This is a genomic window from Streptomyces sp. NPDC104309 (assembly GCF_055584025.1).
This window is the reverse complement of sequence record NZ_JBVJMV010000006.1, coordinates 376,312-390,132: the sequence shown is the minus strand read 5'-3', so window position 1 is coordinate 390,132 and position 13,821 is coordinate 376,312. Positions and strand designations below refer to the sequence as shown.

13 protein-coding genes and 1 pseudogene are annotated in these 13,821 nt (G+C 70.9%); 12 read left to right on the top strand and 2 right to left on the bottom strand.

Going from position 1 to position 13,821, the window contains the following annotated elements:
• Window positions 1-75 precede the first annotated feature (75 nt).
• The 4 genes and pseudogenes from ACZ68L_RS12210 to ACZ68L_RS12195 all read left to right on the top strand — a co-directional run.
• Window positions 76-494 (top strand): annotated as a pseudogene (locus ACZ68L_RS12210) (MFS transporter); the annotation flags it as partial.
• 197 nt (window positions 495-691) lie between these two features.
• Window positions 692-1,381, top strand: a complete 690-nt coding sequence (locus ACZ68L_RS12205) for a 4'-phosphopantetheinyl transferase family protein (RefSeq protein ID WP_469576399.1) — start codon at window positions 692-694, stop codon at window positions 1,379-1,381.
• Window positions 1,382-1,593: 212 nt separating this feature from the next.
• A complete protein-coding gene (locus tag ACZ68L_RS12200; protein WP_469576430.1) occupies window positions 1,594-2,715 on the top strand; it encodes a DmpA family aminopeptidase in 1,122 nt (373 codons plus the stop codon).
• 171 nt (window positions 2,716-2,886) lie between these two features.
• Entirely contained in the window at window positions 2,887-3,456 is a 570-nt protein-coding gene (locus tag ACZ68L_RS12195; RefSeq protein ID WP_469576398.1) for a hypothetical protein, read from the top strand.
• Between the two features lie 115 nt (window positions 3,457-3,571).
• Here ACZ68L_RS12195 and ACZ68L_RS12190 read toward each other — a convergent pair whose 3' ends face one another.
• Entirely contained in the window at window positions 3,572-4,048 is a 477-nt protein-coding gene (locus ACZ68L_RS12190; protein ID WP_469576397.1) for an acyl-CoA thioester hydrolase/BAAT C-terminal domain-containing protein, read from the bottom strand.
• Window positions 4,049-4,524: 476 nt separating this feature from the next.
• The gene (locus ACZ68L_RS12185) at window positions 4,525-5,409 is read right to left on the bottom strand and encodes an SIS domain-containing protein (RefSeq protein ID WP_469576396.1); all 885 of its coding nucleotides are present in this window, start codon (window positions 5,407-5,409) and stop codon (window positions 4,525-4,527) included.
• 186 nt (window positions 5,410-5,595) lie between these two features.
• On the opposite strand from ACZ68L_RS12185, the gene ACZ68L_RS12180 reads away from it, so the two are divergent.
• The 8 genes from ACZ68L_RS12180 to ACZ68L_RS12145 all read left to right on the top strand — a co-directional run bounded on the left by ACZ68L_RS12180 (window position 5,596) and on the right by ACZ68L_RS12145 (window position 13,760).
• Window positions 5,596-6,396 (top strand): DeoR/GlpR family DNA-binding transcription regulator, encoded by an 801-nt coding sequence (locus tag ACZ68L_RS12180; protein WP_469576395.1) that lies wholly within the window; start codon window positions 5,596-5,598, stop codon window positions 6,394-6,396.
• Window positions 6,397-7,195: 799 nt separating this feature from the next.
• Window positions 7,196-8,368: a Gfo/Idh/MocA family protein gene (locus ACZ68L_RS12175; RefSeq protein WP_469576393.1), complete on the top strand. Its 1,173-nt coding sequence runs from the start codon at window positions 7,196-7,198 to the stop codon at window positions 8,366-8,368.
• A 337-nt stretch (window positions 8,369-8,705) separates the two neighbouring features.
• Complete coding sequence (locus tag ACZ68L_RS12170; protein WP_469576391.1) at window positions 8,706-9,707, top strand: MBL fold metallo-hydrolase; 1,002 nt, start codon at window positions 8,706-8,708, stop codon at window positions 9,705-9,707.
• Between the two features lie 62 nt (window positions 9,708-9,769).
• A complete protein-coding gene (locus ACZ68L_RS12165) occupies window positions 9,770-11,125 on the top strand; it encodes an ATP-binding protein (RefSeq protein WP_469576390.1) in 1,356 nt (451 codons plus the stop codon).
• Window positions 11,122-11,547, top strand: a complete 426-nt coding sequence (locus ACZ68L_RS12160; protein WP_391743351.1) for a roadblock/LC7 domain-containing protein — start codon at window positions 11,122-11,124, stop codon at window positions 11,545-11,547. The genes ACZ68L_RS12165 and ACZ68L_RS12160 overlap by 4 nt, the downstream gene beginning before the upstream one ends.
• A complete protein-coding gene (locus tag ACZ68L_RS12155; protein ID WP_469576389.1) occupies window positions 11,544-11,897 on the top strand; it encodes a DUF742 domain-containing protein in 354 nt (117 codons plus the stop codon). Before ACZ68L_RS12160 ends, ACZ68L_RS12155 begins: the two co-directional genes overlap by 4 nt.
• Window positions 11,875-12,489, top strand: a complete 615-nt coding sequence (locus tag ACZ68L_RS12150) for a GTP-binding protein (RefSeq protein WP_469576388.1) — start codon at window positions 11,875-11,877, stop codon at window positions 12,487-12,489. Before ACZ68L_RS12155 ends, ACZ68L_RS12150 begins: the two co-directional genes overlap by 23 nt.
• Entirely contained in the window at window positions 12,486-13,760 is a 1,275-nt protein-coding gene (locus ACZ68L_RS12145) for a cytochrome P450 family protein (protein WP_469576387.1), read from the top strand. The genes ACZ68L_RS12150 and ACZ68L_RS12145 overlap by 4 nt, the downstream gene beginning before the upstream one ends.
• Window positions 13,761-13,821 lie beyond the last annotated feature (61 nt).

The window sequence follows — 13,821 nt, the reverse complement described above, 5'->3', positions numbered from 1 at the left end:
GCATACATCCAGTATGCGGACGTCCCTCCGCCTTGCGATGCACCGCATCTGACGCCGCGCGCTGATCCACCACGGATTGCGGGACAGCCCTTAGCACAGCCGGCCATCGCAGCGTTGTTCTGTTTTCTCGGTTTCCAGTACGCCACTTGGGCATCGCGGCCCCCCGCGCTCACGGCGCGGCTCGACCTGACAGAAGCGGAACTCGGCCTGTTGCTGATGGCCTGCGGTGCGGGCGCGGCGGCGTCGTTCCCCTCGTGGCGATACTCATGAGACGGCTGGGATCCCGGCGTCTCTCCTTCCTGTCGGCCGTCTGCCTGCGCCTGCTCCTGCTCGCACTGGCCGTGGCGCCGAACTATCCGGCCGCTCTCGCGATCATTTGTTGCGACGGCATCGCTGTCGGCGGCCTGAATATCGCGATGAACGCGCAAGGAGCCGCTCTCGAAGTCACGTACCGGCGGTCCGCCATGGCCAAGCTGTACGCGACGTTCAGCGCCACCACCAGGCGGCATCGCATCGAGCGGCACGTCGAAGGACCATCGGTCCGGTTCGTCATGAGTTGGGCAGGTGCGGACGGATTCCCGACGGGAGAACATCGGCCAAGCACCGCTGAACCGTCAAGAACCCCGCAGTCTTTGGGCAGGCTTCAGGGACGATGCAGGGGGATGGACCGGCCGACGGTGCGAGGGAGAACATGATCGAGAAGATTCTGCCGTCACAGGTGACCGTGGCCGAGGCGCTCTCGGACCCGCCCGACGCCGCTCTCTTCCCCGGCGAGGAAGAGCTGATCCGCAATGCGGTGGAGTCCCGGCGCAAGGAGTTCACCACCGCACGATGGTGCGCCCGCCGCGCGCTCGGTGAGCTCGGTCTCGCACCCGTCCCCATTCTCAAGGGCGAACGCGGGGCGCCGATATGGCCGCGAGGCGTGGTCGGGAGCATGACCCACTGCGCCGGCTACCGGGGTGCCGTGGTCGCCCGCCGGGCGGATGTTCTCTCCGTCGGTATAGACGCCGAACCGCATGACCCGTTGCCCGCCGGGGTGTTTGAGACCATCGCCCTCGCGACGGAGCGGCAGCGGGAACGCCGGCTGCGCGAGACGTCCCCCGAGATCCGCTGGGACCGGCTGTTGTTCAGCGCGAAGGAGAGCGTCTACAAGGCGTGGTTCCCACTCACCCACCGCTGGCTCGGCTTCGAACAGGCCGACATAGTGCTGCGCACGGACGGCACCTTCACCGCCGAACTGCTGGTCTCCGCCACGGCGCCGGACCCGGCCACGGGGGCAGCGGCGGCCCCTACGGCCTTCCGTGGCCGCTGGCTGGTCGCGGACGGCCTCGTGGCCACCGCGATCGCCGTGGCGAACGAGCCGGACGCACCCACCGGGTAGTCGAGCGGCGGACGCCCTTCACCGCTGCCGTACAGGACGCGGCGCGCACACTCCGGGGTGATGCGTGCGGACGCCGCGAGAACGGTTGCCGGTCACCCAGCAGGTCGTCCGGGGCGCGGTCGGCGGGAGGCGTCGGCCCGTGCCTCGTCGGACGCGTGGCCGTGCCCGTAATCTCTGACCGCATGAGCCAAGACCGCATGAGCCGACAAGGCATGGGCCAAGACCGCAAGCGCGCACGTGAGTTGGGCATCCCGCTGACCGGGGAGCCGGGGCCGTGGAACGCGATCACGGACGTACCCGGAGTCGAGGTCGGGTACGTCACCCTCGTCGAGGGCGACGACGTACGCACCGGGGTGACGGCGCTGCTGCCGCGCGGTCGCGACGGTGTGGGCACGCCCTGCGCGGCCGGCTGGCATTCCTTCAACGGCAACGGCGAGATGACCGGGACCACCTGGATCGAGGAGAGCGGCTCGCTCGCCGTTCCTGTGGTCATCACCAACACGTACGCGGTCGGACCGGTGCACCGGGGCGTGGTCGACTGGGTGCGCGCCAACTGCGGCGGCATGGCGCCGGAGTGGCTGCTGCCGGTGGTCACGGAGACCTGGGACGGCCACCTCAACGACATCCACGGCTCGGCCGTGGAGCCCCGCCACGCGGCGTCCGCGATCGACGCCGCGGCCTCCGGCCCGGTCGAGGAGGGGTGCGTCGGCGGCGGAACGGGCATGCGCTGCTACGGCTTCAAGGGCGGCTCGGGGACCGCTTCGCGGGTGGTGGAGTACGGCGAGGACCGGTACACCGTCGGCGCCTTCGTGCAGGCCAATTTCGGCGCGCGGAGCGAACTGGTCGTGGCCGGCGTGCCGGTCGGCCGCACGCTCTTCGATCCGGTCGAGGCACCCGCGGCCGAACCGGCGCCCGGTGGGGAGCGCCCGGTGCCGCCCGGCGCGGGCTCGGTGATCGTGGTGGTGGCGACCGACGCGCCGTTGCTGCCGGGGCAGTGCAAGGCACTGGCCCGTCGGGTGACGCTGGGCCTCGCCCGCACCGGCACCACCGGCAGTCATTTCTCCGGTGACCTCTTCCTGGCCTTCTCCACGGCCAATCCGTCCGCGCTGACCAGCACGTTTCCCGAGAACGACGGCAGCGCGCCGTACGAGTCGATGCGCTTCGTCCCCTGGGGCCGGATGGATCCCTTCTACGGTGCGGTGGTCGAGTCGGTCGAGGAGGCGGTGCTCAACGTGCTCACCGGCGCTCACTCGATGACGGGCCGGGCCGGTCATCACGTTCCCGCGCTTCCGCTGGACCAGGTGACGGAACTTCTGGCCGCGCGGGGACGGTGACGGGCTTCCGAAGCCGTGGCGGAAGGCGCGTTCCGAGGTGCGTGCCCAGACACTTCCGGCGGCGTGATCGGGCGCGTTCAAGGGTGCGTTCGGAGGTTCCCGCGGGGCGAGACGGGCGCACGGCGCGGTGGTCACTGGTCTCGTACAGGTTCGTCGGCCATACTGCCCGCCGTGGAGCAGCGCATAGATCCGAACACTCAGCCCGGGTACGCCGCAGGGACAGACCCGGCGTACATCCCTGGTCTCACGGCCCCCGTCACTGCCGGAAAGCCTGATACGAGCGAACCGGAGACAAGCCGGGAACACACGGACGAGGAGCAGACAGACCAGGAACGGACGGGGGAGCCGACCCCCGGTGCCGTCGCCCCCGACGATGCCGTCGCGGAGAGCGTGCCCGAGGACGCGGCAGCCGCCGGGGTGGCCGCTGTCGAAGCCGCGGCCGACGACAAGGAGGCGGAAGAGGGCCCCGCATTCGAGGTGAGCGATCGTCGGGGATCGATCACCGCGGACCGTGGTGGCGTCACGTTCCGGCTGGACGACCAGGAGGCCGAGTTCGGCTGGGACGAGATCGGCGCGGTCGAGGTGAAGACACCCCGGTTCGGCCGCCGGTTCACCGTCACGGTCCACATGTCGACCCGTCGATGGTTCAACGCCGAGGTCGAGGCACCGGTCAGGAGCGACCTCAAGCGGTGGGAGGAGGAACTCGACGCGGTCCTGGACGTCTACTTCGAGGAGTCCTGACCGGACCGGCGCCGTTGGTGCGGGGGCCGGGGGCCGGGATGCCCGCCGGCCCCCGCACGTCCGCGTCCCCCGCCCTGACGCCCCGTCCCATGTCCGCCCCGCGGCGGCACGCGCGTCAGGCTCCGCTCCGGCGACCGCCGCGCAGCGCGTCGAGTACATGGGGCCAGGCTTCCGTCCCGAGCGCCGTGTCCGCCGCGGGTGAACCTCCGTACAGGAACGACGTGGAGGCGGGAGCCGCACTCTCGCCCGGAAACCGTGGGCGGTGGCCCGCGTCGGGGCCGCTGATCATCCGTACCGGCAGGCCGGCCGTCCGGCGACGGGCGGCCAGTTCCTCGGCGCAGGGCAGCGAGGGCCACATCGCATCGTCGCCGCCTGCGACAAGGACGAGTTCCGCGGTGGCCTTCTCCACCGCGATCGTCGCCGCGTCGACGCGGTCGGCGAACGTCTGCCGACTGCGCTCGTACCAGCCCCGGACGGCGACCGGAACGCCGGCCGGCCGCGCGGGCGCGCGCCCAGGAGTCGTCGAGAGGGACGAACGGCAGCGGCTCGCCCCGCCAGGTCCAGGAAGACCGGTGCGGGCGGCTCCGGCCATCCCGGCCGGGGCCGACGTTCGCCCAGGTCACCGACGTGGGAGAGAGCGCCACCACGGCGTCGATGCCGGGCAGCAGCACGGACAGGTGCAGGGCGGCTTCGGCTCCCTTGGACGTGCCCAGGACACCGATCCGTCGGGCGCCACCCGCGCGGAGCAGCTCGATGGCGGGCGCGAAGGTCTCCAGCGGGACTTCACAGATGCCGGGCGGCTGCCCGAGCCCGCCGAACCAGCGGATCGACAGGGCCGTCATGCCCTCCCGGGCCAGGATGCGGCACCGCTCGTCCTCGATGCGCCCGCTGGACCCGGAGAGGACGAGCACCCCGACCCCGCCGTTCCGGACCGGGCCGTGCGCGGGCATGGCGAGAAACCCCTCGCGAACGCCCGGGTGAGGGGCTTCGTGAGGGGTTTCGTGGGCACTCCCGCGAGCGCTCCCGCCCGGATCGCTGAATGTGCGCTCGACGATGTCCATCGGGCGGTCAGGCGTCCGCGAGCACCACCGAGCGGGTCAGGTGACGGGGGTTGTCCGGGTCCAGTCCACGGGCGGCGGCGCGGGCGATCGCCAGACGCTGGACGCGCACCAGTTCGGCCAGCGGGTCCAGGTCGCTCTCCACCCAGCGGGCACCGGTCGCGAGGACCTGCTCGGCGAGGCCCTCGGGGGCGGAGCCGAACATCCAGGTCGCGGTGGAGGTGGTGGCGATGCTGATGGGGCCGTGGCGGTACTCCATCGCGGGGTACGCCTCCGTCCAGGACAGCGACGCCTCCTTCATCTTGAGCGCGGCCTCGTTGGCGAGCCCCGCCGTCCAGCCGCGACCGAGGAAGGTGAACTGGGTGCAGTCCAGCAGGCCTTCGGGCAGCGGCTCGGCCAGCGCGGTCTCCGCGTCGCGGACCACGGCGTCCGTGTGCAGACCGAGGTGGGCGCGGAGCAGGGTGAGCAGGGTGGTGGCGAACCGGGTCTGCACGACGGACCGCTCGTCGGCGAAATCGAGCACGACGACATCGTCGGCGGACGTCATGACCGGGGTGTTCGGATCGGCGGTGATGGCCACGGTGGGGGTGACACCACGGAGCCGGTCGAGCAGTTCCAGTACCTCGGTGGTGGTGCCCGAGCGGGTGAGGGCGACGACGCGGTCGTAGCCGCGTCCGAAGGGGAACTCCGAGGCGGCGAAGGCATCGGACTCGCCCTGACCGGACTGCTCGCGGAGCGCGGCGTAGGCCTGGGCCATGTAGAACGAGGTGCCGCAGCCGACGACCGCGATGCGCTCACCGGTGGCGGGCAGCACGGCCGCCTGGGTCTGGGCCAACTCGGCGGCGCGGCGCCAGCACTCCGGCTGACTGGCCGTCTCGATCTCGACAAATGACACTTTTGCACTCCGTATCCGGTAGTGGGATGCTCGTTTACGCACGCTATACGCGGTGTACGAGCATTATCAAGCATTCTGCTTGCAGGATGCTTGACTGGGCGGAGCCTTGTGCGACGCTTGCGCGTGTCCGGTGACCGTACCCAAGGGGATGGGTGCCTGAAGCCCGGGTTCGTGAGGAGAGTTCTCTTGTCCAGGGATACCCGGTGGAACGCGCTGCTGGAACTTGTCGGTAAGAACGGCCGGGTGGACGTCGAGGACGCCGCCGCCACGCTGGATGTCTCGGCCGCGACCATCCGCCGCGACCTGGACCAGCTCGCCGAACAGCAGTTGCTCACGCGTACCCGTGGGGGCGCGGTCGCGCACGGTGTCAGTTACGAACTGGCCCTGCGCTACAAGACCGGCCGTCACGCCCCGGAGAAGCAGGCCATCGGCCGCGCCGTCTCCGAGCTGGTGGCCGTGGGCGAGGTGGTGGGGCTGACCGGTGGTACGACACTGACGGAGGTCGCCCGTTCGCTGGCGGTGCGCTCCGATGTCGTCGGCGACACCGCGGCGGGGATGGGTGGTCAGCCGGCCCTGACCGTGGTCACCAACGCCCTCAACATCGCCAACGAGCTGGTGATCCGGCCGCAGATCAAGATCGTGGTGACCGGCGGAGTGGCCAGGCCGCAGTCGTACGAGCTGACGGGTCCGCTGGCCAGTGGGGTGCTGGGCGAGATCACGCTGGACGTCGCCGTGCTGGGCGTCAACGCGATCGACACCGAGCGCGGCGCGTACGTCCACCACGAGGGTGAGGCCAGTATCAACCGACTGCTCGCCGAGCAGGCGCAACGGGTGGTAGTGGCGGCCGACTCCTCGAAGATCGGCAAGCGGGCCTTCGCCAGGGTCTGCGATCTCGGGCAGGTCGACTTCCTGGTCACCGACAAGGGGATCACGCCCGAGGCGACCGCCCGCTTCACGGAGGCCGGCGTCACCGTCATCGCCGTCTGAACCGCTCGTCCGAACGGCGGGCCGTCACCACGCGGGTGGCGGCCCGCCGTTTTCGTGTGCGCGTGACCGAAGTCGGGCGAAGGCGGCGAGAGGGGCGAACCCGTGCCGACTGCACCTGCTTGAGAATGTCGGTAGCGATGATCTTCAGTGCGTGATCGAGCACCCAGGATCACCGCGTGGTCGCAACCGCTCTGGTCGGCCAGGGCTCCTGATGGGCTGTTCGCTGCACTTCTATGCCAATAGATGTTCGTTAACTCTGCGAAATGGACAAGTCTTGCCATCCGGGTGCACTGTCGTGAACTATGTGCCTGTTGCCGCGAAGGAGCGCAGGCCACACCCACGATGGTGCGGGCCGCCTCCGTGGATGCGCGGGACGCTTCCTTGCTCCATCAGCCCTGGAGGTGCCTGTGACGATGGCAGATGTGCCGGTCATGCCGTGCGGTCGCCTGTGCCGCGGCCCCATGACCGCGACGACGCGGATCACCCCGTCGGGAAGAAGTGCCAAGGCATACGAATACGGCAGCCGCTCCGGCACCGTCTCAAGGGGGACGGGGCGCTGCTGCTCTGCCGCCTGCCGGGTGCGCTGTACTTCGCCAGGACTTCCGGAAGCCGGTCGGCGGAGCCGAGTTCGCCGGCGCTCCCGCGGCGGTGACGAGGTGCGCGCCGAGTACGAAGCGTCGCTCGCCGGTAAATAGTCCCGGCCGGTACCACCGCGGACGGGGCCGCGCCCATCGGTACGGCCGCCCGCTCCAGCACCGCGCACACGCCCGCACCACCAGTACAGACAGAAGGGACCACCGTGTCAGACCTGCGACTCGGCGTCATCGGGCTCGGCCTGCGCCGTTCCATCGCGATGTCCGCCCACCACCCCTCAGAGGGTTCGGCGATCACCGCCGTCTGCGACCTCGACCCCGAGGTGCGGCAGCGTGAGGCCGAGCGCTTCGGCACCGATGTCGCGGTCGAGGACTACAAGGAGCTCCTCGACCGGGACGACCTCGACGCGGTCATTGTCGCCACGCCGGACGACACCCACGAGACGATCGCCGTCGACGCCCTCCGGGCGGGCAAGGCGGTCTTCGTCGAGAAGCCGCTCGGCATCACCGTCGAGAGCTGTGACAACGTCCTGCGCGCCGCGTACGAGACCGGAACCCGGTTGTACGTCGGGCACAACATGCGCCACATGGGCGTCGTACGGCTGATGCGCGACATCATCGCCCGAGGCGACATCGGCGAGCCCAAGGCCGTGTGGGTGCGGCACTTCGTCGGCTACGGCGGTGACTACTACTTCAAGGACTGGCACGCCGACCGGACCCGCACCACCGGCCTGCTGCTCCAGAAGGCCGCCCACGACATCGACGTCCTGCACTGGCTGGCAGGCGGCTACACCCGCCGCGTCAACGCGCTCGGCGACCTCCTGGTGTACGGCGACCTGCCGCGCCGCGAGCCCGACACCCCGCGCCCGGCGAACTGGCTGCGCGAGTTCGACTGGCCGCCGACGGCCCGTAAGGACCTGCACCACATCGTGGACGTCGAGGACGTCTCGGTGATGAACATGCAGCTCGACAACGGCGTCGTGGCCGCCTACCAGCAGTGCCACTTCACCCCGGACTACTGGCGGAACTACACCGTCATCGGCACCGGGGGCCGGCTGGAGAACTTCGGTGACGGCCCCGGTGACGAGGTCAAGGTCTGGAACACCGGACCCAGCGGATACCGAGGCGACGCCGACATCACCTACCGGGTGCCGGACGCCGGTGGTTCGCACGGCGGCGGGGACACCCGGATCATGGAGGAGTTCTGCCGGTTCGTGCGTGAGGGGGGCATCACCGACACCTCGCCGGTCGCCGCCCGGATGAGCGTCGCCGCCGGTGTGCTCGCGACGCGTTCCCTGCGCGAGGGCGGTGCGCCGTACGACGTGCCGGCCCTCGACCCGGAGCTGATCGCCTACTTCGAACGCGGCCAGGTCCGCTGACTGGAACGGCAGGAGACGTTTCGGGACCTCCGGCGACAGCGCTGTCGGGCGCTATCGCCGGAGGGGTTGATGCGATTGTTTTCGGCCATGCTCGGTGGGTAATCGGCGCATTCCTGTTTGGCGGGAGCCCGGAAGGTGGCCGGGGCGGCGAGTGATGCCTCGGGGTGAATTGGGAGCAATTGCCCGGAAGGTGCCCTGTATGGGTGCGCGGTGCTGGTCTCGCAGGGTCACCGAGTCGCCGATGTCGGGCGGTGCGAGCGGCGATTTCACGCCAATGGGACCTCATGGTGGCCGAGTTCGAACGCGTGGCCGGATCGCGGTCGGCATAATCGCGTCCATGTCGATCACCGGTGGAGACGTCGTTGACCTGGGGCGGGGCCTGTACGCGTGGCTCCCGCCGAAACGGGGCTGGGGGCTGGCCAACTGCGGTCTGCTCGTCTCGCCCCGCGGCGCCCTCTGGATCGACACCCCGTACGACACCGTGCTGGCCGGCCAGTTCCTGGCCGAATCCGTGAAGCGGCTGCCCGACGGCGTCTCCATCGACCGGGTGATCGTCACGCACGCGAACGGTGACCACTTCTGGGGTGCGGGCGTGCTCCCCGACGCTGAGATCATCGCGACCCGCGAGGCCCGGGAACACATCCACTACGAGCCCACCCCGAAGCAGCAGCACGCCCTCGTCGCCACCGGTGACCGGGCCACCGCGCTCGGGGCCTACCTCGGACGCCACTTCGGCCCCTTCGACTGGTCGCGGACCGAGCCGGTGCAGCCGACCACCTACTTCACCGGGGAGCTCGAACTGACCCTGGGGGAGTACCCGGTCCAGCTCTCCGCCCTGCCGTCCGCGCACACCACCGGCGACCTGATGGTCCATCTGCCCGCTCAGTGCGCCGTGTTCAGTGGGGACGTCATTTTCTCCTCCACGCCCGCCCAGCCCGGCGACCACCCCGTGCACTGGGCGGGGCCGTTGAGCAATGTGATCGCGGCCTGCGAACGGATCCTGGCCACCGGCGCCGAGATCATCGTCCCGGGACACGGCCCCGTCCTCGACCCGGCCGGGGTGCGCGATCACATCGTGTATCTGGAGTACGTGCGTGAGCGCGCCCACGCCTTCCACGCAGCCGGGGTCCCCGCGCTGGAGGCGGCCCGCCGGATCATCGGCGAGGGACGCCATCCGGAGCTCGGGCTCCCCGAACGGCTGGTGGTGACCATCGGCAGCGAGTACCGGCAGCTCGACGGCACGGAACTGCCCGGAGTGCTCCAGGTGATGACCGATGTCGCCGTGCTCGCCCAGGAAATGGAACAGTCCCGTGAGCCGGCCGGTCCGGCGGAGCAGTAAGCGGAGCTTCCGCCGCCGCTTGGGCCGGAAGACCGATCCGACGACAGAAACGCGGTGACGGCATGGGATGGATCGTGGCGGTGATCGCCGTCGCTGCGGCCGTGGCGGCAGCGGTCCGGGCGCAGAACGCGGCGCGCTCGGAGCGTCTGGCCGTGGCCCGCGCCGAGCTGGCCGAACGGCAGTCGAAGTCCGCCGAGGCACGTACCGCCGCCCTCACCGAGGAGATCCGGCAGCTGGCTCACAAGCGAATACCGGCCGCCGCGCTCGCCCTCTCCCACCCCTCCGCCCCGGTTCCGGGACTGCGGGAGGCGGCCGGGGTCGACGGCGATTCCGCCCGGCTGCTCACCGAGGCCGTGCAGGCGGCCCGCGCAGCGGTCGTCGAGGAGCGCGGCCGCGTCGACGCGGCCGCGCGCGCGGCGATGCGCGGCACCTCCGCCAAGATCCAGTCCCTGCTCAACCAGTCCCAGCAGCTGTTGCACGAGCTCCAGCACGAGTACGACGACCCACGGATCCTGCAGCTGGACTTCCGTAACGAACTGGCGCTGCGCCGCACTCAGTCCACCGCCGTGCTCTGCGACGCCTGGCCGGGCCTCGCCCGCCAGAACTCGCCGCTGGTGGAGGTCGTGCTCGGCGCCCAGTCGCGGGTCGCGGGCTACGAGCGGATCAAGGTCGCCAATCACTTGCGCGACGAACGGCTCGCGCTCGTCGCCCGTGCCGCGGAACCCCTCGCGATCGCGCTCGCCGAACTGCTGGCCAACGCCACCGCGTACTCGCACCCCGACACCGATGTACAGGTGACCGTCCAGCAGAGCGGTGGCCGGGGCGCGTTCCTGGTCGTCGACGACGCGGGCATCGGCATGGACGACGACGCGCTCGACCGGGCCCGCGCCCTGCTGGCCGGTCCGTCCGAAGTGCTCCTGACCGAGCTGGGCGACCCACCGCAGACCGGTTTCGCCGTCGTCGGCCGACTCGTCGTGCAGTACGGCTTCCACTGCCACATCGAGGGGTCGCCGTTCGGCGGAATGCGGACGCTCCTGCGCGTCCCCGCCCATCTGCTGACCGTGCTGGAGGACGACCACGGCCTCTCCGCCCTCGCCCCGAAGCCGGTGCAGGCTCAGGCCTCCCAGCCTGCCTCCGTCCCCGCCCCCGCCGAGCCGGCCCCCGCCCCCGTACCGCACCCCGTCGAACTGCCCAGCCGACGCCGACGGTCACCCCGGCCGACCCCGGCCGGGTCCGCGCCCGCCGCCACCGGGGACCGGGAAAGGGTGTCCCGTACACCCGAACAGGCCGAGGCTTCCTGGGCGGCACTCCAACAGGGCACCCTCAACGGCAGGAGCGTCGCCGGCCGGCCAACCGCACCGGCAGCGGACGACCACCATCCGGACGACCACGACGACCAAGGAGACGACGAGACGTGAGCGCCCCCACCCCCACCACCGGTGACCTCGCCTGGGTGCTGACCCCCCTGCTGGAGCTGCCCGGAGTCCAGCACGCGGTGGTCGCCACCGGCGACGGCCTCGTCGAGGGCGCGTCGCCCGGCCTGGACCGGGCGTCCGGCGAACGGGTCGCTGCCATGACCGCCACGCTGCACGCCGCGGCCCGCGCGTTCACCACGGCCTTCACCGGCGTCGAGGCACCGCGCCCGGCCCAGACGGTCGTCGAGTCCGACCAGGGCTTCGCCATCGTCGTACCGGCCGGGAACAACACCACGCTCGCCCTGTTCGCGGAACCCGGAGCGAAGCTCGGCGACATCGCCTACCAGATGCAGGTGCAGGTCACCGCCCTGACCCGGGCCATGAACGCACCCGCCCGCCAACCGGACACCACCGCCCGGCCATGACCCCCGGCCCCGGACGCCGTCTGATCCCCGCCTATCTGGTCACCGGCGGCCGGACCCGGCCCGCCGGTCCCGCCCTCGACCGGCTCGCCGTACTCGTACGCACCGGCACGGATCTGCCCCCGGACACCGGCTCGGACCAGCGCAGGCTGTGCGAGCTGCTCGAACCGGGCGCGCTCACCGTCGTCGAGTGCGCGGCCCACCTGGACCTGCCGGTCAGCGCCACCGTCTTCCTGGCCACGGACCTCGCGGCCGCCGGACATCTGCACACCCGACCGCCCATCCCCAGCGCCGGGGAGATCGACCGGTCGCTCGTCGAGAGGCTGCTCGTTGGACTCCGCTCCCTCCACTGACCGCGCCGGCATCGGCTATCTGCCGCCTGCCGCCCGGACCCTGATGAAGCTCGTCGTCACGGGTCCGTTCGGCGTGGGCAAGACCACCCTGATCCGCACGTTGTCGGAGATCGCCACGCTCCACACCGAAGAGGCGATGACCCAGTCCAGCACCCGGTTCGACGACACCGCGGGGCTGCCGGACAAGACCACGACCACCGTCGCCATCGACTTCGGCCGCCTCACCGTCCTCGACGACCTGGTGCTCTACATGTTCGGCACCCCCGGCCAGCAGCGGTTCCTCCCGCTCTGGGAGGACATCGCGCGCGGTGCGCTCGGCGCCCTCGTCCTCGTCGACACCCGCAGGCTCGCCGACTCCTTCGCGGTCATGGACATGGTCGAGGAGCAGGGCCTGCCGTACGCCGTCGCCGTCAACCGCTTCCCCGACGCACCCGCCCACACCGACGAGGTCCTGCGCAAGCATCTCGACCTCGCCCCCGAGACCCCGCTCGTGCAGTGCGACGCCCGCGAACGCCGCGGCAGCATCGACGCGCTGATCGCGCTGGCCGAGCACGTGCTGACCCGATTGCCCAGGCCAGAGGAACCGTCATGACATCGCCCGTACAGCCGCCGCAGCCCCTCGCGCTGTACGGCCCGGACTTCGCCGCCGACCCGCAGAGCCATTACCGGCGCCTGCGCGCGCACGGCCCTCTCGCCCCCGTCCGGCTCGCCCCCGGCATCGACGCCCTCCTGGTCACCGACTACCAGGCCGCCGTCGACCTGCTGCGCGACACCCACACCTTCACCAAGGACCCGCGCGCCTGGCAGGCCACCGTCCCCGACGACTCGCCGGTCCTGCCCATGCTCGGCCACCGGCCCACCGCGCTCTTCAGCGACGGCGATGTGCACGCCCGCTACCGCGCGGCCATCAACGACAGCCTCGCCCTGATCGAGCCGCACATCCTGCGGGCGGAGGTCGCCCGGGTCGCCCGGCGGCTCATCCGCGCATTCGCCGCCACCGGAAGCGGCGACCTGATCGCCCAGTACGCCCGGCGGCTTCCGTTGCACGTCTTCGTCACCTGGTTCGGCGTACCGCCCGGCGACGGCGAACGGATCGTCAACGGCATCGGCGGCATGTTCAACTCCGCCGAGGACGCCGCCACTGCGTACGCCGATCTCGTCGACGTCGTCACCGACCTCGTCGCCGACCGGCGTGCCCGTCCGCGCCGCGACCTCACCTCGTACCTCCTCGCGCACCCGGCCGATCTGGACAATGACGAGACCGTGCGTCAGATCACTCTGATCATGAGCGCGGGCCACGATCCGACGACCAATCTGATCGGCAACGCGCTGTTGCACATGCTCACCGACACGCGTGCCACCGGCTCGCTGCACGGCGGCGCGATGACGGCGCACGAGGCGATCGACGAGGTCCTCTGGCAGGACCCGCCGCTGGCCAATCTGGCGGCCCACTACCCGCGCCGGGACACGGAGTTCCACGGCGTCCGCCTGCGCGCCGGCCAACTGCTCCTGGTCTCCTACGCCGCGGCCAACAGCCAGTCACCGCCCGGCCTTTCGGACCCTGGGGTCGGCTCCGGGGCCAGCGCTCATCTGGCCTGGTCGGCCGGGCCGCACCGGTGCCCGGCCAAGCAGCCGGCACTGCTCATCGCCATGACCGCGATCGAACAGCTCACCAGTCAGCTGTGCGATGTGGAACTGGACGTTCCGGTCAGTGGACTGAAGTGGCGGCCGGGACCGTTCCACCGTGCACTGGTCCGGCTTCCGGTACGTTTCACCCCCGTCGACATGACGGCGGATACGGACCGGCGCGAAGCCGCGGACGGCACGTCGGACGGGCCGTCAGCCGTGTCGATCAGCCCGTGAACCGTGTCGGTGGTACGCCGAACGGGTGAGGGACGAGAGAATTGCCCGATGAACAGCGAGC